Raw genomic sequence first — 25,574 nt, forward strand, 5'->3', positions numbered from 1 at the left:
TTCCAGATCATTCGAATCTATTTCTCATCAATCAAAGGATGATCATGATGAACCGACAACAAATTGATACGCTTGTGAAAAAAATGAATGTTGATACAGCGACTAACCCTGTCGATACACGTATCCAGCAAATTGTTGTGCGTTTAGTAGGTGACCTTTTCCAAGCCATTGAAGACTTAGACATTTCTCAAACTGAATTGTGGAAAGGCTTAGAATACTTCACTGACGCAGGTCAAGCTAACGAACTTGGTCTTTTGGCTGCTGGCTTAGGTCTTGAGCATTATCTTGATCTTCGTGCTGACGAAGCTGATGCTAAAGCAGGTATTACTGGTGGAACACCCCGTACCATCGAAGGACCGCTTTATGTTGCAGGAGCGCCTGAATCAGTCGGCTTTACCCGCATGGATGATGGTTCTGAGTCAGACCAAGTCGATAGCTTAGTGATAGAAGGTCTCGTCACGGATACGAATGGCAATATTATTCCCAATGCGAAAGTTGAAATTTGGCATGCTAATGGTTTAGGCAATTATTCATTCTTTGATAAATCACAATCCGAGTTCAACCTGCGCCGTACCATTTTTACCGATGCAGATGGTAAATATACGGCTTTAACCACCATGCCCGTAGGCTATGGCTGTCCGCCTGCAGGCACCACGCAAGCTGTTCTCAACCTCTTGGGCCGTCATGGTAATCGCCCTTCTCACGTTCATTATTTTGTCTCGGCTCCAGGTTATCGCAAACTCACTACCCAATTTAACATTGAGGGTGATCAATACCTTTGGGATGACTTTGCGTTTGCAACACGTGATGGATTAGTTGCAACGGCAACCGATGTTGTTGATCCAGCAGAAATGTCAAAATTCAATATAGATAAACCCTTTAAACACATCATATTTAATTTTGAATTGGTCAAAGAACTCAATCAAGCACCACCGACAGAGATCGATCGTCGTCGCGCAAGCGTCTAATCAAGGTCCACCTCAGCATAATCAGCTAGATCACTGAATAATAACACTAACCACTATCAAGGATTCGTTATGGTTACTCAAAAGCTCGCTCTAGTAGCGTTATTTTTACCCACGCTACTCTGCAATTTATCCACTCGGGCTGCTCCTGCTAAACAGCCAAATGTCTTGGTCATTGTGGCTGATGACTTGGGATTTTCGGACATACAACCATTTGGTGGCGAAATTTCTACACCAAATCTAAAAAAATTAGCCAAAGAAGGTGCCGTACTCAGTAACTTTCATGCAGGTCCAACCTGCTCAGTCACACGCTCTATGTTATTGACAGGAAATGATAGCCATCAAGCTGGTCTGGGCAGCATGGCTGAGTTTTTACAGCCCGAACAGAAAGGCAAACCGGGGTATGAAGGCCGTTTAAATAATCGAGTGATAACCTTAGCTGAGATATTAAAGCCTCAAGGCTATGCTTCTTTTGTCACAGGTAAGTGGCATTTGGGTGCAACAGAAGAGAGCAACGCAAAAGCACGTGGTTTTGATCGCTCATTTACGCTCATGCCTGGTGGCGCTGCACATATGGATGCAAGCCAAATGTTCCCAGGAAATTATAAAGCTCGATATTTAGAAGATGGTAAAGATGTAACCTTGCCTAAAGACTTTTATTCGAGTGATTTCTTTACCAGTAAAATGCTTGCTTACTTAGAAAATGACCGTAAAAAAGATCAGCCATTCTTTGGATATTTGGCGTTCACCGCGCCACACTGGCCTTTGCAAGCTCCAGATCAATACTTAAAGAAATATGACGGATATTATAAAGAAGGTTATGAAAAAGTTCGTCAAGCCCGCTTAGAGCGTATGATCAAATTAGGCATTATGCCAAAGGGAACAAAAGTTAATAATCCGCTCATGGATGTCTTCCCTGCTTGGGATAAGTTAACCGAGGCGCAGAAAAAAGATCAAACCAAAACCATGCAAATCTATGCAGCCATGATTGACAACATGGATCACAATATCGGTCGTGTGGTTAACTATTTAAAACAGACTGGTGAACTAGATAATACGCTAATTTTATTTATGTCTGACAATGGTGCGGAGTCTGCTACACCAGAATCATTAGGCACAACTGAAGATAAAAATGGTATTCGTGAATGGGTCGATGCGACATTTGACAATAGTCCTCAGAACATGGGGAAAAAAGGGTCATATGTGACTTTAGGTCCACAATGGGCACAAGTTGCCTCTACGCCATTGCCTTATTTCAAAAGTATTTTGTCAAATGGCGGAATTCACGTGCCTGCAATTATTCGTTATCCAACTCAAATAAAGGCAGGTCAAATTAATTCCGAAACCATTCACGTCATCGACTTTGTTCCCACTATTTTAGAACTTACAGGTGCTACACGACCAGATACACGCAATGGACAACCTTTATTAAAAATGGAAGGACGTTCTTTTCTTCCCCTATTTAAAGGTAAAGCTTTACCAGAACGTACTTTAGGTTGGGAATTTAATACCCGTCGCGCCTTATACAAAGGTGATTGGGCTGTTCAATTTCAAGTCCCTCCTTATGGTACAGGAGAATGGGAACTCTACAATCGAAAATTAGATCCGTCTTATCGCATTAATTTAGCATCTAAAAATCCAAGTAAGACCCAAGAACTTGCTCAAGATTGGGCTGAGTATGCTCAACGTGTAGGGGTTGTGGAGGCTCCAGTTCGCTACAAATACGGTCAAATGAATTGTTTTTATGATCAATGTATTCAGCCAGTTTTTTTGAAAAATCTAGGCAAGTAATAATAGTTTAATTCTTAGAAGTATTAACATGTTAGGAAAAATTTTGCTTATTAAAAAGATAGTCTTTTAGATAAACCAAAGCAAATAATGTGGAAATACTTCTCTCAAGGAAGTAGGAATTAAAATATGAAGTTTATTCACGCTACTATCTTATTCGGTTTAATCGGTTTAAGTGCATGTGGTCTCCCCTCCACGCCAGAAATTAAGCAGCAAAAAACTGAACTGAACTTAGGGGATAGGAATAAATGTAAACAGTATTCAGGTTTACCACAAAACTGGCAAAAGAAACCTGAAGCGGGCATGGTCAAAATTCAGGGTGGAACCTTCAATATTGGGAACAATCAAAGCTACCGAGAAGAGAAAGCACTTTACAAAAGTGAAAGAACAGTTACAGATTTTTGGATAGATGCAACTGAAGTGACTAATGCTCAATTTCAAAGCTTTGTTGATGCCACTGCCTATGTAACTGAAGCAGAAAAACAGGGAGAAGCAGCAGTATTTACTGAACCCCAAAAACCAGTCAAGGAGTTAGCTTGGTGGTCATTGATGAAAGGAGCGAATTGGAAACAACCTTGGGGGCCGAATAGCCATCGTAAAATTGAGCCCAATCAACCTGTACGAATGATCACTTTAAAAGATGCAATGGCATATGCAGACTGGCTAGATCGAGATCTTGCGACAGAAGAACAATGGGAATATGCCGCAAAAGGCTTTAGCCATGAGCGAGATGTAAGCGCAGATTTAAAACATGTGGATGCCAATGTTTGGCAAGGGGAATTTCCTTACCACAATGAGAATAAAGATGGTTACCGAGATGTTGCACCTGTGGGATGTTTTGCAGCAAACGGCTTTGGTCTCTACGATATGATTGGCAATGTCTGGGAATACACCAAAAGTCCATTTACTGGAACGCATGATGATCACATGGGAATGAATCAACTTGAGCATCATCAAGATAATCCCGCTTTTAACTTTTATACCATCAAAGGTGGCTCTTTCCTGTGCGCATCAAATTACTGTATGCGTTACCGAGCCGCTGCTAGACACTCACAAGAAATCGATTTAGGCATTAGCCATGTCGGTTTTAGGACAATTAAAAATATTCAATAATTTAATGGATTAAAACATGAAGAGAAACATAATGGCTGTGCCATTGCTTATAGCAATGGCAGCAGTGGTGAACTGCGCCTATGCAAAAGAGATGAGCATTGATGTCACGTTAAAAAACTTATACGCAGATCGGGATTTTGATGACGCTACCAAACCCTCAGTCGGGAGTTGGAGTCAAGGCATTATCGCCCGTGCCAAGGGGGAGCATGAACTAACACAAGATTTTGCTTTAACGTTTACAGGTTCCGTTCAATACGCGCAACGTTTAAGTGATGATAAGCATCTCAATGATATGATTTTACCGTTTGATCCTGTTACAAAGGAGCAGGCTTCAAATTACAATAAAATTGCAGGTTCGATTGGAGCGAAGTATAAGCAGCATCAGTTAAGTTGGGGGAACAATGGGTAGACACGCCTCTCGCAACAACAGATTACAGTCGACAATTGATTACAATTTATCAAGGTTTATTATATTCAGGCCAGTTGAATGAGCAGGTAAAACTGGATGTGGGCTATTTAGATAAATACTCGCCACGAAATGAAGAAGAGTTTAGAAAACTTTCTGTCAATAAAAAAGAATCTGATGGCTTAACTTATATTGATTTAAAGCATAAAGCTTTTGATCGTAAATTACAGACTCAAATCTTTGTGAGTGAATTAGAAGATTTATATAATCAATATTCTATCGGTCTAGACTATAAAAATAGTATTGACCAATTTCGGTTGAATACTAAATTTAGGTATTATTATACAGAAGAAACAGGTGATGAACTACTTGGTTATATTGATAACCAGTACTTTGGCTTGATGCAAGAATTTGGTTATGGGCCAAATACTATTGGTTTAGGTCTCCAAAAAATTCAAGGGAAGAGTAATTTCCCGATGTTAGATGGTGCTGTTCCAGTTTTAAGTTATGTCAATTGGACTCAGGGAACTTTTAATAAAGCAAATGAACTTTCCTATCATTTCACTTTTAATCATGATGCCAGTTGGTTAGTTCCAGGTTTAAACCTATTGGCACGCTATGTTGATGGACAAAACTATGCAATTAATGGCCAAAAAGGATATGACGAAAGTGAGTTTGATTTTATTGCGAACTATAGAATTACTGAGGGTAAATTAAAAGGGTTAGGTTTTCAGTGGCTGAATTTGAATTATAAAAATGATATTCAAGGTGATTACACAGAGAATAGATTTTTTACGACATACTCTTTTAAATTTTAAGCTACGAAAAATTATTATTTCAAGTTCCAATATACTTTCTTTGAGAAATATATAAATCGGGCTTTTAGCCCGATTATTTCGTAAGAGAAAAATTTGCTATCGAATTAAAACTATTAAATTAAAAAACTATTTCTCAGTATCGCTCGATTATGACACCTCTTGCTTTGGGAGATTGTCGAGGATCTTTCACAATCAGAAAAGCACGAAGCAATAGTCTTATTCTGCGATTTAGAAATAGGAGATAAATAGCCGGTCATCGCAAGTCTGAATAAATAATATCGACAACGTTTAGAGAAATCTTTCATCGCACTATTCATCGAGGGACAAGTACATAGGGAATTCAATATCAAAGCTTCAGCCCTTGAAATGGCTCAAAGTTTTTTAGCTGGTTACTACGATTTACGCACCCTAAACAAAAACATTTCAAATAAAACTCTCCTAGAAGATGTAGTGAATAGCCTTTTAGTCAACTTATAACTACATCACCAGTAAAAAAGAAATAATAATTTTTAATTTTGTAATGATCGTTAAAGAAATAACAATACCGTCGTAGCGAAGAGTTTAAGATATGGGTTTATTGAGTTACTCCCCCATTAAGTTGAATGATTTTTTTGTAGATATTGTTTCAGCATTGCAAATGTTAATTCGCCAAAATGGCGTTCCACCAATTGAGGTGGCGTCAATTGAACTCAAAACCCAAAACATTAATTCTTAAGACATTTCATTGAATAAAAAAATTCATTGACCCAATTTTGACCCACATCAGATTTAGTGTATTGAATCACTTATAAATCTTGTTCACATCCCAATGCACGGATTTGAAATGGAGTAGGGCATTATAGCAGAACTCTATATTTGAAAATAATTACAATTTTATATCATTTTAATTATTTTCTTATAGTACAAATAATCACCTTAACCCCATTATAACTCAATTTTTACTTTGTATTTTTGCTTAGGACTCTAAGGCTTATCAGAAAGAATGCGTTCAACCACACCTGCTTCTACTACCGGAGTTAAATAATTTTTTTTGGAAAGTTGCTCGGTGGGACAAATCTAAAAGAGCCATCAGCTCTAGCTTGGGCAAATGCCTTCTTTTTTTGCTGTTAAAGCCATATGCACTCCTTTAACATATTTGCGAAATGGAAAATTTTTTATACGTCAGTGGGGGAGTCCGAGGGCAAAAGGTTTTGAACTTTTGACCGCCCCCCTGCCTGCTGGTTTTTATGCACCATTTTGATGCATTTTCATTGGAATAATTATCCACAAAATCATCTAGTTCCATCACACGTTCTCGTAAAGCTTCTCGAGCATCGTTTAGCAAGCGTTGATCAAACTGTATACCTCGCACAAAGTTAGCCGCTGATTCAATTTGCTCTAGTAGTTCTTCATGACTCACTGCCAACTCTCCTTTAAGGTTTTATCTTTGTGGCACGGCGGACACAACGATTGCAGGTTAGATTCATCATCGGTAACACTCTAAGCAACATTAACAATATGCTCTAGTTCTAGTTGTGTGGTAATAAGGCGGGAATGCTGGCAAGTCTAGTATATGGCATCAAGTCTGCTCTGCAATCGTTGTAGCTTTGGCATGGTTACTGATTCATATACTCATGGCTGTTTGGCTCTTCCTGCTCTTCGAGTGTTAACAATAATTCGTTGTTCAGGTTCGTCTGCACTTGCAGGTGATTGTTCTGTTTTACCACCTTTGTTGGTAAGGTAAGTAATTACTTTTGTGATGGATTCTATCGACTGCTCATACATTGCCTTTAGTTTCTGTCGACGTTCTTCACATGATTTACATGACATGATTAATCACCATTTAAATTGGTTTCGATGTTGTGAATCTTACGGCGCTGGTCACGAATGAAATAAGCCCTCCATCAACCAAGTGTTGTGGCATATCCTTTAGATGAATCATTGATGCGCCGTTTATGTTTTGCTCATAATGCTCTTTGTGTCATTTTGCTTCAACTTGATCCATGGCGGATACCAAAAAAAACCTAAAACTGCCGAAACAATAATCTTTTCCATGCCCCCGTGTAATATGAAATACGACGCACTAAATTAAAATATAGGCGGATTATAGGCTTTTTTTTATCTTGTAAAAAATGCAGTATAAAATTCATCCAATTATTAGTAGACCTCATACCCAAGTTACTACTAAATCTGACCAACTTAGAGTAGATTTAACGGTGAAATACTTTCTCAATAAAATCATATAAATTATAATCTTACACAGTTTCGTCCACTGTTTTTAGCCTCATAAAGATTCTTATCAGCCAGAATAAATACTTCTGAAATATCTTCAGAAGCTTCAGGCCAAGAAGCGATACCTATAGAGACTGTAATCGATCCAACCTTTTCTATCGATTGCGCTTCCACTTCTCTTCTAAATCTTTCAGCACTTTCATAAACGTCTTGCTGGCTAACATCAGGTACAATAACAATAAATTCTTCACCACCATAGCGACAACAAACATCATCTTTCCGAAAGTTCTTTTGCATCATTTCTGCAATATTTTTCAGTACTAAATCACCTTCAGCATGTCCATATGTATCATTTACTCTCTTGAAGAAATCTATATCTATTAATAATATTGAAAAGGGGATTTTCAAAGCTATTTTCTGATCTATAGACAAATGCATCCCTCTACGATTCATCAAACCAGTAAGAGGATCCGTATTAATGAAATAATCCATCTCAGTCATTTTTTTTGAAAAGTGATGAACACTCAATAAAAGAGCACGTTTAAATTTAACGATTTCATAATACCATGGGTTAATATTTTTAATTTCCCTACTTGCTTCAGGCTGATATAAAGAGCTTGCCATATTTGCAAGCTTATGCAGAGGAGATGCTATAAAAAAAGAACACTTCCAAACAACATAAAAAATTAGTAAATAAAATATAAAGATTCCCGCTGATACTTTATAAATAATCGAATTCGCTTGTTTTAATAATTGCTTTGTGGGTTGCTGGGAGACAATTATCCAATTCGTCGTTTTTACATGTGAGAATCCAGCAAGATTATCAACACCTCTACTGTTGATAAGACGAATTTTCCCTGAATTTTGTTTTTTTATATAATCTAAACCAGTGTTATTTTTGATTATCTCACCGATTCTTTCATGATCAGGATGAAATATAATTTTATCATTTTTATCAATTACATACATGTAACTTTTTCGATATGTTTCATTCGTTGATAAAAGTTGATTAATTACATTTTTTTCTTTTAAATATATCGCAGATCCAACAAACCCTCTGTAGCGCTTTTTTTCATCGAATATCGGATATGAAATAAAAACAATCATATTCTTTTTAACAGAAAGATATGGCGATGATATATATGGTTTTTTTTCCTTTATTGAATTACTAATTCCTAACGTAGTTTGTACTTTATTTTTATCAATATTCAATATATTTGGTGAATAATTAATCAATCTACCCTCTGAATCACTGACAACCACGCTATTGTAGTAATCAGATTGCATTTTTAATCTCTGTACTTCTGTTTCTCGGATCTCATTATCATCAAATTTTTTCCCTAAAATCTTTGCGCTGTATCCAAGTTCGATCAGTATATTCTTAAAGTGATTATCTATAATTATTGCAATCTTGTTTGCGTGTTCGGAATTAAGTGCTAATGAATTATTTATAAGCTGATTTCTTACTATATAATAGCTAATTACTGAGCTAATAATAAAAAGACTTAATACCGAAAAAATCGCTAAAAAAAGTATTAATTTTCTTAAATTTAAATTAATTTTAAATATTTCCATTTTTAATTAATTAGCCACAATTTATTAGTTCTATTACACTTTTAACATAGAATTAAAGTTACAATTAGATTTTTATTACAATTTACAAAGATTAATTACGTTAACTTAAACTTTCCAACGGCAAAAATTTCGAATTCAAGTCACTTATTGGGGCAGGCCGTGCATAAAAATAGCCTTGAAATAAATCACAATCTTGTTGATAGAGCAGACTAGCTTGTTCTAGTGTTTCAACACCTTCCGCTACGACCTCTAAATTCAGCTGATGGGCTAGAAAAATTATCGACCGAACAATTGCAGCATCTTGAACACTAATTGTCAGATTCACAATAAAACTTCGATCCAGTTTGATTTGAGTAATCGGTAGTAGTCGTAGATAGCTAAGGCTCGAATAACCAGTGCCGAAGTCATCAATGACCACATGCACTCCTAAAGCACGAATTGATTTTAGAATTTCAATTGCCCTGTCCGCACCACTAATAATAACGCCTTCGGTAATTTCAATTTTAAGCAGCTCAGCTGGTAATTGACTTATTTTTAGCGCTTTTTGGAGTTCCTCAAGAAATCCAGCACGTCCAAACTGCAAAGGAGAAATATTAACTGAAACTGTGAGCTGACTATCATGCGCCTTATTCCATTTAGCGATATCTAAACATGCTGTTTCTAAAACCCACTGTCCAATATTTACAATTTGTCCTGTTCTTTCAGCTAAAGGAATAAAAAAATCTGGAAAAATATAACCCCGTTCGGGATGATACCAACGAATCAGCGCTTCTACTCCCTGAACCACGCCTGTTAATGGTTTGATTAACGGTTGATAGAATAGTGTAAACTGCTTCTTTTTTACTGCTTCCATAAGTTCTAAACGCAGATGAGCATAATCTAAATTGGGTGAAATTTTATTGCTTTCTTCATAACAATGCCAAGTATTACGGCCTTGTCTCTTTGCTTCTCTCATAGCCAAAGTAGACCGATATAAAAGCTCTGAAGCACATTGTATAAAACTGTTATTTATGACGATACCTATACTTGCGCTTAGATGGAGTGTATGGTCATCGACTTGAAACGGCTCTGAAATCAAATCAAGAATGTTTGCAGCTCTTGTGGTTATTTTTTTATGATCATGTTGGCCTTTGATCAATAATACAAATTCATCTTCGGCATACCTACTCAAAACCTCATCAGGTTTTAAAAAATCTTTTAGTCGGCTCGCTATATTTTTAATAACTTTATTACCAACGTAGTAACCTAAACTATCATTCATCGAACTAAAGTCATCAAGATCAATATAAAGTAAAGTTAGAAGCTTTTGTTTTTCGAAAGTTTGCTCTAGGACTTTTTCAAAATTTATTTGATTCAGTAAGCCTGTTAATTGATCGTGAGTATTTTGATATTCAATATATTCTTCATGGATACGTTGCTGAGTAATGTCTTCCTGAATTCCAAGAAAATGAGTACATTTGCCATCTTGATCCAAAATTGGCCCCAACATTAATCTATTCCAGAACCAGCTCCCATCCCTACAATAATTTTTTAACGTTATCTGAACATCTTTCTGCTCCTTTACCGCTTGCTTAAACAAAGCAAGCTGCTCTAGATTAGTATCTCGGCCCTGTAAAAAATTATAATTACGACCTATGACTTCCTCTTCTGTATAACCAACTTGTTTAAGAAAAGCAGGATTAACAAAGCTGATCACCATGTTTTCAGAGGCATCCGTGATAAACATCCCACTCGGACTTGCATCAACTCCACGCTTTAAAAGACGTAAGCTCTCCTTATTTTTCCGATTTACACTAATGTCACGTGCTATCGTAAATACACCTGTAACCTTTTGATTTTGAATTATTGGTAAATTGATAATATCAAGCCATATAATTTTCTCTATCACATTGTAAACGGGAATTTCATAATGTTGAGATTTCCCCAGTAGAGCAGATTTAAATGCAGCATCAACTAATTCATGATATTCATCTGGTATTAATGTCCAATAGTGTTTCCCCTGTATTTGCTCTTGTGAAAAACCCGTAATTTCACGACAAGCAATATTGGTATTAAGAACGTATCCTTGCAGATCAAGTTCAAGAATTACATCTGGATGATAATTGTAAAAAGAACTATATTTTTCATTTATGGCTATTTTTTGTTGGCGTTCATCATCAAGCTCAATCGCTAATGCAACTAAAGAGGCGGCCTGTTCTAAAAGACGAATATTATGTTTCGTCGGTTTTTTGGGAGTTCGGTAATAAGTCCCAAAAGTTCCATATAAAATATTTCTTGCATTAATAATAGGCATAGACCAGCAACTTGAAAGCTGCTCTGCCTTTACTAATGCACGATAAGCTGCCCAATTCGGATCTTCCATCAGATCCTGACTAATGACCAACTTACGTAAAAATGCAGCTGTTCCACAAGCACCGCGCTGAGGACCAATTTTTAAATTATTGACGGCTTTACAGTATTGATTTGAGAAATGTTGTTTACCACTGATAAGCTTTAAAGTTTGGTCATGTTCAGAATAAAGCATGATCGTAACTAAGGCATCTGGAATATGGGATTCAAGCCACCCAGAAATTGCATTTAGAATGGGTTCTAATTCAGCGTGCTGCCCTATAAGACTAAAAATATGATACGTATCATAACTCTCTCTCATTTGCTCCTACCCTCGCTTAACCTCTATTCAATCCTTGGTCTATTCTTGGCTTCATTATTATAAAAGTTTGTATATTTTCCATTTATGACTGCTCCCTTAACAAGAAACATTAGTCTTTCCTTATGACTATAACATTTTTATAGAATATCGATTAGGTCTCTTTCATAAGTGAAAAGTAATCTTTTTTATTAAAGTTTATACTTGGCATGGTTGAGCTAGGGAAAGAAATAAGCTTTGTTGTGATGTGGGTCTAGGATTTTAGACCACGCCTATAAGTGATAATCTACTCCCCAATGAGCATGGGAAATGCTTGTTTTTGGAGTCAACCATGACACGAAGAAAAAGTCGTAATCATTCAGCAGAGTTTAAAGTTAAAGTTGCTCTCGCAGCAATTAAAGGCGACCACACACTCGCTGAACTTTCTACTCAATTCGATTTACATCAAAACCAAATAATTGATTGGCAAAATCAACTGCTTGAGCAATCAGTCAATATTTTTTCACGACCAACAGCACAACAAGAACCAGAGATTGACCTCAAAGCTTTACATGCCAAGATAGGACATCAGGCATTGCAAATTGATTTTTTAGAAGGTGCGCTCAGAAAAATAGGGCAGCTGAGCGGCAAAAAATGATCGATAAGACCCATCAACTTTCGGTACGACAACAATCGCAATTGATTCAAATCAATCGCAGTACGTTGTATTACAAGCCCAAAGAGATTTCATCAACTGATTAGAGTTTGATGCGTCTGATCGATGAAATTCATCTCGACTACCCATTTATGGGCAGTCGAATGATACTAGATATGCTACAGCGTCAAGGACATCAAATAGGTCTGCGTAAAGTCCGACATTTAATGCGCTTGATGGGAATACATTCCTTGTATCCAAAACCCAATACCAGTAAGCCTAATCTTGCATACCGTATTTTCCCATATCTTTTGAAAAACATGGTCATAGATCACTCTAATCAAGTCTGGTATACAGATATCACGTACATTCTTATGGCTAAAGGCTTTGTCTATCTGTGTGCAATTATAGATTGGCATAGTCGTAAAGTACTGGCTCATCGTGTATCGATCAGTATGGAAACAGACTTTTGCATAGATGCGTTGCAAGAAGCAATTGTGAAATATGGTTGTCCTGAAGTCTTTAATACAGACCAAGGACGATGAATGGATAATGTGATGATTGAGCGTTTATGGCGCAGCGTGAAGCATGAGGAAGTCTATTTGAAGGCTTACGATACGGTTAAACAAGCGAAACAATCAATTGCTGAATATTTGGATTTTTATAACATGATACATCCTCATTCAAGTTTGAATAAGGCAACACCGAATGAATTTTATGATCAACATTTACTAAAAGTAATGGCAGCATAATTTAAATATTTAGAGCGGATTTATCACTTATAAAACTGAATTGAGTGGTCTAATTAACGGAACCACATTAGATGACCAATTTGTTGTACGGTAAATTTTAGGTGTAGGCTTATTCATCTGAGAATTATATTGCTGAATAAGCCTTAAGAGGTAGATTTATGCAACCAAGCCATGTGTGTATAGAATTTTGGTGACTATTCACATTTCTGTTCCATGATTCATGGTTACTTATTACTTATGTTACTATGTCAGGGGCGATACAAGAATTAAGGTAACCTTATGAAAATAGCGAATACGAAATTACTAGCTGGTGCTTTTATGGCACTAACTTTAACTATGCTTAGCCCTGCCGTACTTGCAAATGATAACAATGATATACGAAAGACTGTTGTAGTTAAGTTTGCAAAAAAAGCTTACTCTGCAAATTATTACGGAAGGATAGATGGATACAAGTATGATTCCTACAAATTTTATGCTAAAAAAGGGCAAAAGTTAAAAGTGAGGTTGACTGGAGGAAATGTTGAAACTTACTTATGGGGTAATCAATTAAAAGACTCCATCAATCTTGGAGAATATTCTCCAGAGCTTGATGATAATGGTATTTATATTTTACCTGCTTCAGGTGAGTATGAAATTAGAGTATTACAACCTAGATCACAGGCAAGAAAAGATAAAAAACCTCAATACTGGATGAGTATTAACATTAAATAAAGACTTGCTAGATTCGTTTAAACTTTTATACAAGGGTTCAAAAACTATTGCCAGTTAAACGGAGCGTGATTTTTACGCATATGTTTTTATGTTATTAAAATGATATAGATTACTTGTTTAATAACCCGAGGAATAATTTAATCTTGCTGTGCGTTAGTCACGTTTCTTTTTTTCAAAAGTTGATTATATCTTTCAACGTAACCGTCGAGATATTCAAACTCTTTTGATAGGAATTTGAAGGGGAAGAATAGGCGAAACTTGTCATAAATAATGGTAATTCCTTATCTTTAAAATAGAGAACGCCCGATGAAATTCATTAGGCGTTTACTTTAAAAAAGTGTCAGCTTATTTTATAACTAGATGTACTTGTCAATGACGATTCTTTTTCTCAATTGCCTTAAAAAAAAACAATCTTGCTATTTTTGACTTTTCACACCATTTTGTTCAATTTGTACTGCGGCTTGCCAGCTAGGTAGTTGGCTTAAACCTGCTACATAACGTTGGATATGGGGATAATTTCCACCTTGTCCCATATGATAAACTAAAGCATGTAGTCCAAAGCCCATCATAAAGTCAGCACCGGTTAAACGGTCTGCCACTAGAAATTCTTTATCTTTTAAATATTCATTTAAATGGCCAAATACTTTATCGAACTCAACTTGAGTATAATTTTCTAGAAATACCAACTTCGTGCCCTGCTTGGTTTCTATCGCATTAAACGTTTTTAACAAAAATGGCAGCATGGCAGAGCTTTCTGAGAAATGAATCCACTGTAGATAATCGACATAGGTAGGTTCATCCATATCTGGTGCTAAATCCGGCGCAAGTTTCTGAATTAATAACTCAACGATTGCGCCTGACTCTGCAATAACTTTGCCATCCCATTCCAATACTGGAGATTTCCCTAAAGGATGAATGGTTTTTAAAGAGTCAGGGGCCAAATGCGTGTTTGAGTCACGATAATAGCGTTTCAGCTCATAGGGCTGCTTGATTTCTTCAAGTAACCACAAAATGCGAAAAGAACGTGATTGATCTAAATGATGTAGTGTGATCATGATAATTCCTATTTTTTTAGATTTTTACAACCACTTTGCCAAAGTTTTCGCCTTTCAACATACCATTGAAAGCATTGATCGTGTTATCTAAACCTTGCACCATATGCTCTTTATATTTGATTTTTCCGTCTTTCAACCATTCAGACATTTGCTGATAGAATTCCGGATACTGACTGCCATAATCATCAAAAATAATAAAGCCTTGCATGCGAATACGCTTTTTTAAAAGGGTGGAAATAAAGCCCGGTAAACGGTCTGGCCCTTGTGCTTGCTCGGTAGCGTTATACTGGGAAACCACACCACACACCGGTACACGTGCCGCAGAGTTAAGCAATGGCCATACCGCATCAAACACTTTACCCCCCACATTCTCATAATAAATATCAATACCGTTGGGAGCTGCTTGTTGTAATTGCTCTGCAAAATTTTCATCATGATGATTGATACAAGCATCGAAGCCTAGTTCTTCTACAGCATAACGGCATTTTTCAGGCTCACCTGCGATGCCAACCACGCGACAACCTTTAAGTTTGCCAATCTGTCCAACCGTAGCACCAACAGGTCCCGTTGCAGCTGCAACGACTAAAGTTTCACCGGCTTTAGGCTGACCAATGTCCAACAGCCCCATATAAGCAGTAAATCCTGGCATTCCCAAAATACCCAATGCCCAAGATGGATGTTCAGGTTGCATACCTAAGCTTTGACATGCAGTCCCATTAGAAATTGCGTAGCCCTGCCAGCCATTTCCTGAAAGAACCCACTCGCCTTCTTTGAATTTTGGGTTTTTAGAGGCCACCACTTGACTGACTGTTCCACCGACCATCACTTCACCAATTTCAACCGGTGCTGCATATGAAGGAGCATCACTCATGCGACCACGCATATAAGGATCGAGTGACAAGTAAATGGTTTTTAACAATATCTCGCCTTGTTTAAGTTCATTGAGCTCAACTTGCTCAATACGAAAATCGCTGTGTTTTGGCTCACCCACTGGCCGTTTAGCTAAAACGATGCGTTGATTAATAACTGTTTTCACACATATAACTCCATGTTTTATTTAAAAGTATTTCTCTTCATAATCAAAAATTATGATTAAAATTTCTTTACATCCATTGTAGATGAGTTATAATAAAAAACAATACGACTGGTCTATTTTTTATAATAGAGTAAATAATTAATATGAAGCCTACTCCTATTAAAAAGTCTGAAGCGAAGCGCTTACACATTCTTAACACCAGTTCAGACCTGATTTTGCATAAAGGTTTTACTGGCGTAGGATTACAGGAAATTTTACAGAGCTGTGAAATCCCTAAAGGCTCGTTTTATCATTATTTCCAATCCAAGGAAGCTTTCGGATGTGAATTGGTACAGCATTATGTAGATAATTACCAAGTCCGTTTAAATGATGTATGGCGTAGCGATAAATCCCCTTATCAAAAGCTGATTGAGTATTTTAATTTATGGATAGAAGATCCTGAAACACAGTGTGGTTGGGCGGATAGCTGTTTAATTGTGAAACTTGCCGCAGAAGTTGCCGATCTATCTGAAGATATGCGCTCCATTATGTCCGCTGGCGTCGATGATGTAATCCAACGGATTGCTGCTTTAATTGATTTGGGAAAACAGGATCAGTCTATCCAAGCAGATACTGAGGCCTCGACGTTGGCACAAGTACTTTACCAAATGTGGTTAGGTGCAGCATTACTGAGTAAGTTGCAAAAAGATAAAACACCATTACATCAAGCTCTGAGAGCAACTAAATTTCTATTAAAAAGTGAAGATTCATAAAAATTAAATATCAACTACATAATTAACTTTTCATGATAGCAGTCCAATGATTACTTATTCATGTATTGCTATTAGATCGATTTACAATCCATGAGTATAGCGCACAATGAATTCTCCTTCTAAAGCCCTCATGACTCGTATTTTAGTCGAATATTTAGGCTTATATCCCACGCTATTACTGGTACTCACTTTATTAAAGCCAATTACTCAGCATCAAAGTTTCCCGATGATGGTGTTGATTGAAGTCATAGTATTTGTGCCAGTAACGCAACTGATTTCTTTCCCACTGGCAGGTTGGCTCATTACACAGCTAAAAAATTTTAAGAATTTGTTTTAACAAGAAATTGTGCTGGCAACAGCAATCCTAAGCCCTTATTTTGCCAACCACAAAGGTTGGCAAAATAACTCACTTAGTCGAGATTAATCTGCGTAAGCTGGATAATCAATATAGCCTTTTTCCGTCCCACCATACATAGTGCTTGCATCTACTGCATTCAATGGCCAGCCATTGGCGATGCGATCGGGTAAATCTGGATTCGCAATAAATGGGCGTCCAAATGCAATTAAATCGGCCAGTCCTGCCTCTAAAATTCGAGTCCCTCTTTCTGCCGTATATCGACCTGCATAAATAATCCGACCACTGAAAGTGTCTCTGACATCTCTACGAAAATCATGAGGAAGTTCTGGTGCATTATCCCAATCAGCTTCTGCAATCGATAAATAGGCAATCCCAACTTCTTCAAGTATTTTTATGGCTTCAATATAAGTCACATGTGGATCATCTTCAACCAACCCTATGTAAACACGATCTTCCTCTGTACTTTCAAATAGCGGGGCAAAACGCACTCCTAAACGATCTGCACCAACCACCTCAGCAACTGCCTCTACTACTTCACGTAAAAAACGCAAACGATTGTTTAGTGATCCACCATATTCATCTTCACGGTGGTTACTATGTGCAGAGATAAATTGATTCACCAAATAACCATTTGCACAATGAATTTCAACCCCATCAAAACCAGCAGCCAAGGCATTGCGTGCTGCTTGAGCATAGAGTTGCACTAATTCTTTAACTTCTGCATTGCTTAAAGCACGTGGCATTGAAGGATCAGCCAAGGCCCCTGCATTGGGCCCGGTCTCAATAAACACTTTAACGTTACTATCAGCCCTAATAGCCGAGGGTGCGACCGGTGATGCATGATTGGGTTGCAAAGATGTATGTGAAACACGCCCAACATGCCAAAGTTGTGCAAAAATAATGCCTCCTTTAGCATGCACTGCTTCCGTCACTTTACGCCATCCAGCAATCTGTTCAGGGCTGTAAATACCAGGAGTCCAAGCATAGCCTTGACCACGTGGCTCGATTTGCGTACCTTCGGTGACCATAAATCCTGCCCCGGCACGCTGTTGATAATAGGTTGCCATTAATTCATTTGGAATATTCCCTGGCTGAGTACTGCGCGACCGCGTTAATGGTGGCAATACAATATGGTTTCGCAAAACATAAGGGCCTAAGCTTAAGTTTTGAAAAAGTTTGCTGTCTTTCATTTCATTGTATCCAAGTCATCATGACTTAATTGATCTAAATTAAAAAAATACCCTTCCTTCCTGTATATAGAAAAATAAAGGAAGTAAAGCTATTCACTCAGGCCCTTCACCATTAAATGAGGGTTATTTTGCTTATTGCGCCAGTTGCTCAGAGTCAGAAGTTTTATTCACTGCTAAGCACCACAACACACACTAGCTACTCTTTATTTCAACAATTGAAGTAATGCTGTAGCGGTTGCAGCAGAAGAGGCTGGATTTTGTCCAGTAACCAGCAAGCCATCTACTTGAACATATACTTGCCAATCATCCACTTTAGAATAATGACCACCGTTTTGTTTAAGCATGTCTTCGACTAAAAATGGTACAATTTCAGTCAAACCTACAGCGGCCTCCTCAGTATTGGTGAAACCAGTCACTAATTTACCGCTAACTAAAGGCGCTCCATTACTCGCTTTCACATGACGAAGAACACCCGGGGCATGACACACTGCTGCAACAGGTTTGCCAGACTGAATCGCCTGTTCAATCAGAGAAATTGAAATCGGATCTTCTGCTAAATCCCACAATGGGCCATGCCCGCCTGGATAAAACACTGCATCATAATCAGCTACAGAAATTTCGCTAAGTTTATGCGTCTGTGTTAATGCTTGCATTGCAGTTGGATCTGCTTCAAAACGATGAGTGGTTTCAGTTTGAGCATCGGCTAAATTACTTTTCGGATCTAGTGGTGGCTGCCCACCTTGAGGCGACGCCAGCGTAACTTCAGCACCAGAGTCAATAAAGGTGTAATACGGTGCAGCAAGTTCCTCTAACCAAAAACCTGTTTTCTTACCAGTATTGCCAAGTTGATTATGTGAGGTTAAAACGATTAAAATTTTCATGTTATTTCTCCGATAATTTTCATGATTGAGGAGCATTGTTACAGGGTCAGAGCATGCCAGATACGCGCATTTAGCTTAGATGCTCATCTCGAGAATTTGGCGACTGAGCTCTAATGAAACATTTTTATGTTCGCCTAGCTGTGTAAGATTATGTGATTTAAGTTGCGTAATGATGATCTCAATATCTGTCTCCCCCAGTCCATAATCGCTAAGACGAGTCGGCAATCCAAGTTGCTCAAAGAAGGCTCGAGTACGAGCAATAGCAGTATCAATACGTTGTTCTTCATCACCTTCGACAATCTGCCAGACTTGAGCTGCATACTGTAGTAATTTTTCTCGCTTCTCTTGACGACGCACTTGTAGATTGGCCGGCAACACAATGGCCAAGGTACGAGCATGATCAATACCATGTAAAGCCGTGAGCTCATGCCCAATCAAATGGGTTGACCAATCTTGTGGTACACCAGCTCCAATTAGCCCATTCAGTGCCATGCTAGCAGCCCACATCAAATTCGCACGCGTGTCATAATCTGCTGAATCGTCCAAGATTTTCGGTCCAATCTCAATCAGAGTTTGCAATAGACCTTCGGCAAAACGATCTTGTACTTGTGCATTGACAGGGTAAGTTAAGTACTGTTCCATGACATGAACAAATGCATCGACTACGCCATTTGCTAATTGGCGCGTCGGCAAGCTAAAAGTTTTATTCGGATCGAGTACGGAAAATTGCGGAAAAACAAAGGGGCTGCTAAATGACAATTTGGCTTGGGTCGATTTTCTGGTGACTACCCCACCGCTATTCATTTCTGAACCAGTTGCCGGAAGGGTGAGTACACTCGCAAAAGGCAAAGCTTGAGTAATTTTAGTACCATGGGTTTCTAAAATCTCCCATGTATCCCCTGTATAATTGACTGCTGCTGCAATAAATTTAGTACCATCAATTACCGATCCACCACCGACAGCCATCAAGAAATCAATCTTTTGTTCTCGAATCAGCTCTACAGCTTTCATGAGGGTTTCATAACTCGGATTCGGCTCAATTCCGCCAAATTCATGAATTTCTCTTGCACCTAATCCTTCACGCACTTCAGCTAAAGTACCATTCTTACGTGCACTTTCACCGCCAAACAACATTAATACTTTTGCTTCTGTAGGCACATAGTCATTGATTTTAGCTATTGTATCGCCACCAAAAATAATGCGGGTCGGATTATAAAAGTTAAAATTCAGCATATTTTTATCCTAGGATAATCAGTTAATTGATTTGAAAAACCACCGTTATTCATCAAATAAACTTTAAAAAATTGGACAATACTGCGGCTTTTGAATGCACTATTTGCTAACTATACATAAAAATAGACCAGTCGTCTATTTTTTATAAAAAATTATTTCAACTTGGCGACTTGAGTGATGGTTAAACACATTCAGGCTTGTTCTATACCACTTTTATTATTGATGTATTTTCACGAGCGATTGTTGGATGGAAGGTATAAACATGTATGACTATTGACATGGTCGTGAACGCATTGGCTAAAACAGTGAATGGCTCATACAAAATAGCAATGATTGAATATTTTAAAAGCAGATTGGCACGGTTTAGCAGATGTACAAATGCGACAGTAAATTAGATAGATTGGTTCAATATAAAGCATGTAAATAGTTGCATTCGTTTATTTACCCTGCCCTGTTTTGGATATTGACCCATTTAAATGATGAGATTAAGCCAATAAATAAAGTAGCCCAACTTGAATAAAAAGCCTCTGACAAACCTCACAGCGATAAAGTGCTGCCTTTCATTCAAAATTTCAGGCAGCACACTCATACATTTAAGCGTCGGTTTAACCTGGTAGTTTACTCGCCAAAACATCTACTTTCTCAATAGACGGTGGCTCTGAAAATAGATCATCGGCCTGAGCCATCAACGCAGCTGCAACCTTGCCAGATAAATGTGCTTGGCGACCCGCCTCATCAGGAAATGCATCAAAAATACCAAATGTTGTAGGTCCAAGACGTAAGCCAAACCACGCAACTGTCGCAGGTTCTTCCATTACAATAGGTAAACCGGCTTTAAGGAAAGCTTCCACTTCGTCTTCTTTACCTGGTTTAGCTTCAAGGCGGACATATAAAGCTGTTTTAAGCATGACTAAAACTCCACAATTGATTAGAATTCAAACTGATTCTGACATTGCTAATGTATGCATGTCAGAAAGTTTTGTTGTATAAAAGTTAAAAAAAATCCCATAGCTGAGCCAAAATTTAGGTTTTTATTTCGACATAATGCTATGAATTTATTCAAGTTAATATCATTAACATTTGAATCAAAAAATCAAGATATGAGATGATTAAATTCAATCTTAGTTATATAAGGACCAATTGACTCTACCTTAGATTTATAAGCTGATCTCTTCATCTGGAAATTATATTGCTCAAGAAGCATTCAAGAACAATATTGTACATCCTCATATCTATGAAAGTTATTTAGCTAGGAATTTGCTGTGAAACTCTATATGTTTCTCTATAAAGCTCGCAATGAAGTAATAGCTATGGTCATAGCCTTCTCTTAGGTTAAGTGTAAGAGGATATTCTTGTTCCAAACAAATATCACTAAGAAGCTTAGGCCTTAACTGTTCTTCAAGAAAATCATCAGCTGTTCCCTGATCGACTAAAATAGGTAAATGAACTTCTGCGTTTTTGATTAATTCAATCGCATCATAGCTTTTCCATAAAGTTTCGGTTTCACCTAGGTAGTGTGTAAAAGCCTTTTTCCCCCAAGGTACTTGGCTAGGTGCAACAATTGGTGCAAAAGCAGAAATACTTTTATACAGCTCAGGATTTTTTAACCCAATGACTAATGCACCATGACCACCCATGCTATGACCCATAATACTTTGGACTTGATTGGTCGGAAAATTTAGGTCAATCAGATTTCTGAGCTCTTCCACAATATAATCATACATTTTGAAATGCTGTGACCAGGGTGCTTGTGTTGCATTCACATAGAATCCTGCACCTTGGCCTAAATCATAATCTGCATGATCTGGTACATCCTCTCCACGTGGGCTGGTATCTGGTGCAACAATAATGACTTTATGTTCAGCCGCATACTTTTGTGCTCCGGCTTTAGTAATAAAGTTCTGTTCGTTGCAAGTCAGTCCTGATAACCAATATAAAACTGGCAACCGCTCATCTTTGTCATGAGGTGGCAGATATATTGAGAATTTCATTGAACAGTTTAATGCTGTTGACTGATGGCGATACACTTCTTGCGATCCACCAAAAGAAGCATGTTTCTCAATTATTTCCATAATCAATTACCTATGTTGAGCAAGACTTCATGAGAAATCGAGTAAACAAAGAGTCTGACATTCTCCACAGAGAATAGTGATAAAGAATTAAAATGTAGGCAGGTTTATTGAACCTATACACGATGCCTACACAGATAAATCTGTTTACAGATAATGTACCGTTTTAGAGGATTCCATGCATGTCAATCATGATTCACATGCATGGAAAAGCATAAGGTCTGACGCAATTATTCGTAATGAATTACAGTACGAATTGACTTACCTTCATGCATTAGATCAAAGGCTTCATTGATCTGATCCAAGCCCATCGTATGTGTCACAAATGGTTCTAATTGAATTTTACCTTTCATGGCATCTTCAACCATTCCTGGAAGTTGCGTACGACCTTTTACGCCACCAAAGGCAGAACCTAGCCATTTACGACCAGTAACCAGTTGGAATGGACGGGTAGAGATTTCCTGACCTGCGCCAGCTACACCAATAATTACGGATTGTCCCCAGCCACGGTGTGCACTTTCAAGGGCTGCACGCATCACATTCACGTTACCAATACACTCAAATGAATGATCTACACCCCAGCCAGTCATTTCGACAATTACTTGCTGGATTGGTTTATCGTAGTCTTTAGGATTCAAGAAGTCCGTTGCACCAAATTCTTTTGCCAGCGCAAATTTGTCTGGATTCATGTCAACCACAATAATACGTCCTGCTTTAGCTTGACGTGCGGCTTGTACGACTGCCAGACCAATACCCCCTAAACCAAAAACCGCAACACTATCACCTTCTTGTACTTTAGCCGTGTTGTGTACTGCACCGATACCCGTTGTTACCCCACAACCCAGTAAGCATACATGTTCATGATTGGCTTCAGGATTGATTTTAGCCAATGATACTTCTGCCACTACCGTGTATTCACTGAACGTTGAGCAGCCCATATAGTGATAAATCGGTTGACCATTGTAGGAAAAACGAGTGGTACCATCTGGCATTACACCTCTACCTTGAGTTTCGCGAACGGAAATACACAAGTTCGATTTTCCAGATTTACAGAATACGCACTCGCCACATTCAGCAGTGTAAAGTGGAATAACATGATCACCTGGTTTGACGCTAGTCACGCCTTCACCAACCTCAACTACAACACCAGCACCTTCATGCCCGAGAATAGCCGGAAAAACACCTTCAGGATCATCGCCAGATAAAGTAAATGCGTCTGTATGACACACACCGGTATGGGAGATCTTAATTAATACTTCACCTTTCTTCGGTGGTGCAACATCAACTTCAACAATTTGAAGAGGTTGACCAGGACCAAACGCAACGGCAGCACGTGACTTCATGGAATAATTCCTTATACAGATCTATTTTAAATATGATTTTAGAATCTTGGCGATTTCAGCCAGTTCTTCTTTTCGTTGTTGTTCTGTGGTTTCACCTGATACTAAAGTGTCCTTTAAATGAACCTCTAACATCTCATTCATTAGACCATTAATAGCACCACGCACAGAGCATATTTGTTGCAGAATCGCACCACATTCCACATTGTCTTCTAGCGCTTTTTCAATCGCTTGTGTCTGACCTTTGATCTTTCTGACGCGTAGAAGAATCTTTTTTTTGTCTTCGACCTGATTAGGCATCAGACCTCCTTATTTTCTAGCATTGATACTATAGTACCCCATAGTATAAAAAAGAACAATATTTTTTATAAACCTTAAAAATTTAGGTAGTTTTCAAAAAGTATGCTGAGATTAAATGAAGTCACTATTGGCTCTGCAACTGGATGCTATAATTAACTTTCCGAATCTTTACAATAGCTTATAAAATTAAACTTCTGACATACTCCCCCCACTTTCGACTAACTCTTTACGAAACATGTTTCTCAGGGATTCTAAAAGCAAAAGCTCTTAGGCGACTTCCTCACGGATTTCGCATGCTTTCTGCTTCACAGAGCGACCTTTACCGCATCTTCCCTCCACAGACAAAGTGGTATGTCCTACCGCTAAAATATTGCGAGAAGCATTAATATCCGTATTTCGCTAAAGCCACACTCAATACTGAACTAATACATCTAATCCGATGCCTTATTTTGCAATTATTTCCTTCAATACCTATAGTGAAAAACTTACCAATACTTTGCTGACAGTCTTTAAATGTAGTGATAAAACTATCCCATTGATTACTTGAAATTCGGGTATAGTGAATACCTAACTGTTTCAACTTTTCCTTCAGTCGTTGGACTATAGCTATATCTCTTTTACCCCAAACATAAGTAACAATTTCTCCTGTTTTTTCAGCACACATCACCTCTGTCGGAATGATGAATCACATTCTTTGGCATGCCTCGATCCTGCAATGCTTGCTCTAATGCATCGAGCACCATATCGGTATTCATTCGTGTAGATACTTTCCATCCAACAATGGCTCGTGAGAACACATCAATCATAAAGGCGGTATACACCCAGCCAGAATTAGTTTGAATATAGGTAAAGTCAGCAACCCACAAGTGATTAGGCTGATCAGCTCTAAAATTCCGTTTCACCAAGTCAGGTGCTCGTTTTTGATCATCTCTACTACATGTGGTTTGTTTGTTCTTACCCCGCCAAACACCCTGTATACCCAGCTTTTGCATCAATCGAACCACAGTACAACGGGCAATCACATAGCCTTCACGTTTCAGTTGTTGCCAGACCTTACGCACACCGTATCGACCTGAACTTTCTTTCCAAATTCGCTTAATCTCCTCAGCATGATGCACATCATGTAAATCTCGTTTCGCTCGATGTTCTGGATTTACTGTGAGATCTAAAGTCCGGTAATAGGTTGAAGGTGCGATCGGTAAAATTCTACAAATCGCCTCGACTCCGTACAGCTCTTTATTATTATGGATAAAATCCACCATTATTTGTGTGGGCGGTCGAGCTCCGCCTGGGCGAAAAAAGCGGCTGCTTTACGTAGAATCTCATTGGCGCGTTGCAGTTCTTTATTTTCGCGTTCGAGTTGTTTGATACGTTCTTGGTCTGAAAGCTGCTGTACTTTAACTGGATTTTGTTTATCTAAATATTTTTGATACCAAACACTTAGTGTTTCAGGAGTACAACCTATCTTGGGAGCAATAGCAGTGATCGCAGCCCAATTCGATGGATAATCTTTTTCAGATTCAATCAATAATTGAACCGCTCTTTCTCTGATTTCAGGGGTATATTTTAATTTTGTCATCGGGATAGTCTCTCAGAATATTGTCTCTCCGACAAACCCGGTACAGTTCAATCGGAGCATAAATTCCCCCCTTTTTAGTATGTGGATTAACTTACTGTTGATGAAAATAAAAAGCCTACTTAATTGCTGCTAATCAAGTAGGCTTTTTAATTCACATTACA

General features: G+C 38.1%; 19 protein-coding genes, 6 pseudogenes and 1 other annotated feature. Of the genes and pseudogenes, 9 read left to right on the forward strand and 16 right to left on the reverse strand.

The features are described 5' to 3' along the window. Positions 1-47: 47 nt before the first annotated feature. From catA to ABZP31_RS10200, 4 genes and pseudogenes are all read left to right on the forward strand, one after another. Complete coding sequence (gene catA / locus ABZP31_RS10185; RefSeq protein WP_005404257.1) at positions 48-968, forward strand: catechol 1,2-dioxygenase; 921 nt, start codon at positions 48-50, stop codon at positions 966-968. 69 nt (positions 969-1,037) lie between these two features. Then, positions 1,038-2,756, forward strand: coding sequence for an arylsulfatase (locus ABZP31_RS10190; RefSeq protein ID WP_005015353.1), 1,719 nt, complete (start codon positions 1,038-1,040; stop codon positions 2,754-2,756). 126 nt (positions 2,757-2,882) lie between these two features. Further along, positions 2,883-3,866, forward strand: coding sequence for an SUMF1/EgtB/PvdO family nonheme iron enzyme (locus ABZP31_RS10195; protein WP_005015359.1), 984 nt, complete (start codon positions 2,883-2,885; stop codon positions 3,864-3,866). A gap of 91 nt (positions 3,867-3,957) precedes the next feature. Next, positions 3,958-5,090, forward strand: a pseudogene (locus ABZP31_RS10200) (OprD family outer membrane porin). Positions 5,091-6,053: 963 nt separating this feature from the next. Here the strand turns inward: ABZP31_RS10200 and ABZP31_RS10205 are convergent. The 5 genes and pseudogenes from ABZP31_RS10205 to ABZP31_RS10225 form a co-directional block, all read right to left on the reverse strand. Then, positions 6,054-6,165: pseudogene (locus tag ABZP31_RS10205) on the reverse strand (Fic family protein); the annotation flags it as partial. A gap of 51 nt (positions 6,166-6,216) precedes the next feature. Further along, on the reverse strand, positions 6,217-6,489 hold the full coding sequence (locus ABZP31_RS10210) for a hypothetical protein (protein WP_005015366.1): 273 nt from the start codon (positions 6,487-6,489) through the stop codon (positions 6,217-6,219). Further along, a complete protein-coding gene (locus ABZP31_RS10215) occupies positions 6,486-6,545 on the reverse strand; it encodes a hypothetical protein (RefSeq protein WP_228127190.1) in 60 nt (19 codons plus the stop codon). The genes ABZP31_RS10210 and ABZP31_RS10215 overlap by 4 nt, the downstream gene beginning before the upstream one ends. 771 nt (positions 6,546-7,316) lie before the next feature. Next, positions 7,317-8,876, reverse strand: a complete 1,560-nt coding sequence (locus ABZP31_RS10220) for a sensor domain-containing diguanylate cyclase (RefSeq protein WP_005015367.1) — start codon at positions 8,874-8,876, stop codon at positions 7,317-7,319. A 100-nt stretch (positions 8,877-8,976) separates the two neighbouring features. Next, positions 8,977-11,526 carry an EAL domain-containing protein gene (locus ABZP31_RS10225; protein ID WP_005015369.1) on the reverse strand — a complete coding sequence of 850 codons (2,550 nt, stop codon included), beginning with the start codon at positions 11,524-11,526 and terminating at the stop codon, positions 8,977-8,979. A 328-nt stretch (positions 11,527-11,854) separates the two neighbouring features. Between ABZP31_RS10225 and ABZP31_RS10230 the strand changes: the two are divergent. Together ABZP31_RS10230 and ABZP31_RS10235 are read left to right on the forward strand one after the other, a co-directional pair. Continuing rightward, a pseudogene (locus tag ABZP31_RS10230) lies at positions 11,855-12,909 on the forward strand (IS3 family transposase). Positions 12,910-13,188: 279 nt separating this feature from the next. Then, entirely contained in the window at positions 13,189-13,620 is a 432-nt protein-coding gene (locus ABZP31_RS10235) for a PPC domain-containing protein (protein ID WP_005015390.1), read from the forward strand. A gap of 416 nt (positions 13,621-14,036) precedes the next feature. Here ABZP31_RS10235 and ABZP31_RS10240 read toward each other — a convergent pair whose 3' ends face one another. Both ABZP31_RS10240 and ABZP31_RS10245 read right to left on the reverse strand, forming a co-directional pair. Continuing rightward, positions 14,037-14,675, reverse strand: a complete 639-nt coding sequence (locus ABZP31_RS10240; RefSeq protein ID WP_005015392.1) for a glutathione S-transferase family protein — start codon at positions 14,673-14,675, stop codon at positions 14,037-14,039. Between the two features lie 16 nt (positions 14,676-14,691). Then, positions 14,692-15,711: an NADP-dependent oxidoreductase gene (locus ABZP31_RS10245; protein WP_005015397.1), complete on the reverse strand. Its 1,020-nt coding sequence runs from the start codon at positions 15,709-15,711 to the stop codon at positions 14,692-14,694. A 143-nt stretch (positions 15,712-15,854) separates the two neighbouring features. Here ABZP31_RS10245 and ABZP31_RS10250 point away from each other — a divergent pair, with 143 nt between their 5' ends. Together ABZP31_RS10250 and ABZP31_RS10255 are read left to right on the forward strand one after the other, a co-directional pair. Continuing rightward, positions 15,855-16,463, forward strand: coding sequence for a TetR/AcrR family transcriptional regulator (locus tag ABZP31_RS10250; protein WP_004281836.1), 609 nt, complete (start codon positions 15,855-15,857; stop codon positions 16,461-16,463). 106 nt (positions 16,464-16,569) lie between these two features. Then, entirely contained in the window at positions 16,570-16,800 is a 231-nt protein-coding gene (locus tag ABZP31_RS10255) for a hypothetical protein (RefSeq protein ID WP_005015399.1), read from the forward strand. Between the two features lie 83 nt (positions 16,801-16,883). Here the strand turns inward: ABZP31_RS10255 and ABZP31_RS10260 are convergent, their stop codons facing one another. The 3 genes from ABZP31_RS10260 to ABZP31_RS10270 form a co-directional block, all read right to left on the reverse strand. Continuing rightward, the gene (locus tag ABZP31_RS10260; protein ID WP_005015400.1) at positions 16,884-18,011 is read right to left on the reverse strand and encodes an alkene reductase; all 1,128 of its coding nucleotides are present in this window, start codon (positions 18,009-18,011) and stop codon (positions 16,884-16,886) included. 203 nt (positions 18,012-18,214) lie between these two features. Beyond that, on the reverse strand, positions 18,215-18,892 hold the full coding sequence (locus ABZP31_RS10265; protein WP_005015403.1) for a type 1 glutamine amidotransferase domain-containing protein: 678 nt from the start codon (positions 18,890-18,892) through the stop codon (positions 18,215-18,217). A gap of 75 nt (positions 18,893-18,967) precedes the next feature. Continuing rightward, positions 18,968-20,125 carry an iron-containing alcohol dehydrogenase gene (locus tag ABZP31_RS10270; protein ID WP_005015408.1) on the reverse strand — a complete coding sequence of 386 codons (1,158 nt, stop codon included), beginning with the start codon at positions 20,123-20,125 and terminating at the stop codon, positions 18,968-18,970. Positions 20,126-20,310: 185 nt separating this feature from the next. On the opposite strand from ABZP31_RS10270, the pseudogene ABZP31_RS10275 reads away from it, so the two are divergent. Next, positions 20,311-20,645: pseudogene (locus ABZP31_RS10275) on the forward strand (IS3 family transposase); the annotation flags it as partial. Positions 20,646-20,730: 85 nt separating this feature from the next. Here ABZP31_RS10275 and ABZP31_RS10280 read toward each other — a convergent pair. The 6 genes and pseudogenes from ABZP31_RS10280 to ABZP31_RS10305 all read right to left on the reverse strand — a co-directional run. After that, positions 20,731-21,033, reverse strand: a complete 303-nt coding sequence (locus tag ABZP31_RS10280; RefSeq protein WP_005015410.1) for a putative quinol monooxygenase — start codon at positions 21,031-21,033, stop codon at positions 20,731-20,733. Between the two features lie 333 nt (positions 21,034-21,366). Beyond that, positions 21,367-22,197, reverse strand: coding sequence for an S-formylglutathione hydrolase (fghA, locus tag ABZP31_RS10285; protein WP_004682262.1), 831 nt, complete (start codon positions 22,195-22,197; stop codon positions 21,367-21,369). 227 nt (positions 22,198-22,424) lie between these two features. After that, on the reverse strand, positions 22,425-23,537 hold the full coding sequence (locus ABZP31_RS10290) for an S-(hydroxymethyl)glutathione dehydrogenase/class III alcohol dehydrogenase (RefSeq protein WP_000842149.1): 1,113 nt from the start codon (positions 23,535-23,537) through the stop codon (positions 22,425-22,427). A 21-nt stretch (positions 23,538-23,558) separates the two neighbouring features. Then, positions 23,559-23,834, reverse strand: coding sequence for a metal/formaldehyde-sensitive transcriptional repressor (locus tag ABZP31_RS10295; protein ID WP_001133624.1), 276 nt, complete (start codon positions 23,832-23,834; stop codon positions 23,559-23,561). A 430-nt stretch (positions 23,835-24,264) separates the two neighbouring features. Then, positions 24,265-24,486, reverse strand: a pseudogene (locus ABZP31_RS10300) (IS1 family transposase); the annotation flags it as partial. Positions 24,487-24,499: 13 nt separating this feature from the next. Further along, positions 24,500-25,413: pseudogene (locus ABZP31_RS10305) on the reverse strand (IS3 family transposase); the annotation flags it as partial. Beyond that, positions 25,022-25,138: a sequence feature (AL1L pseudoknot), on the reverse strand. (Overlaps the previous pseudogene by 117 nt.) Positions 25,414-25,574: the final 161 nt, after the last annotated feature.

The sequence above is a fragment of the Acinetobacter sp. FL genome, assembly GCF_040744925.1.
GTDB lineage: Bacteria > Pseudomonadota > Gammaproteobacteria > Pseudomonadales > Moraxellaceae > Acinetobacter > Acinetobacter radioresistens.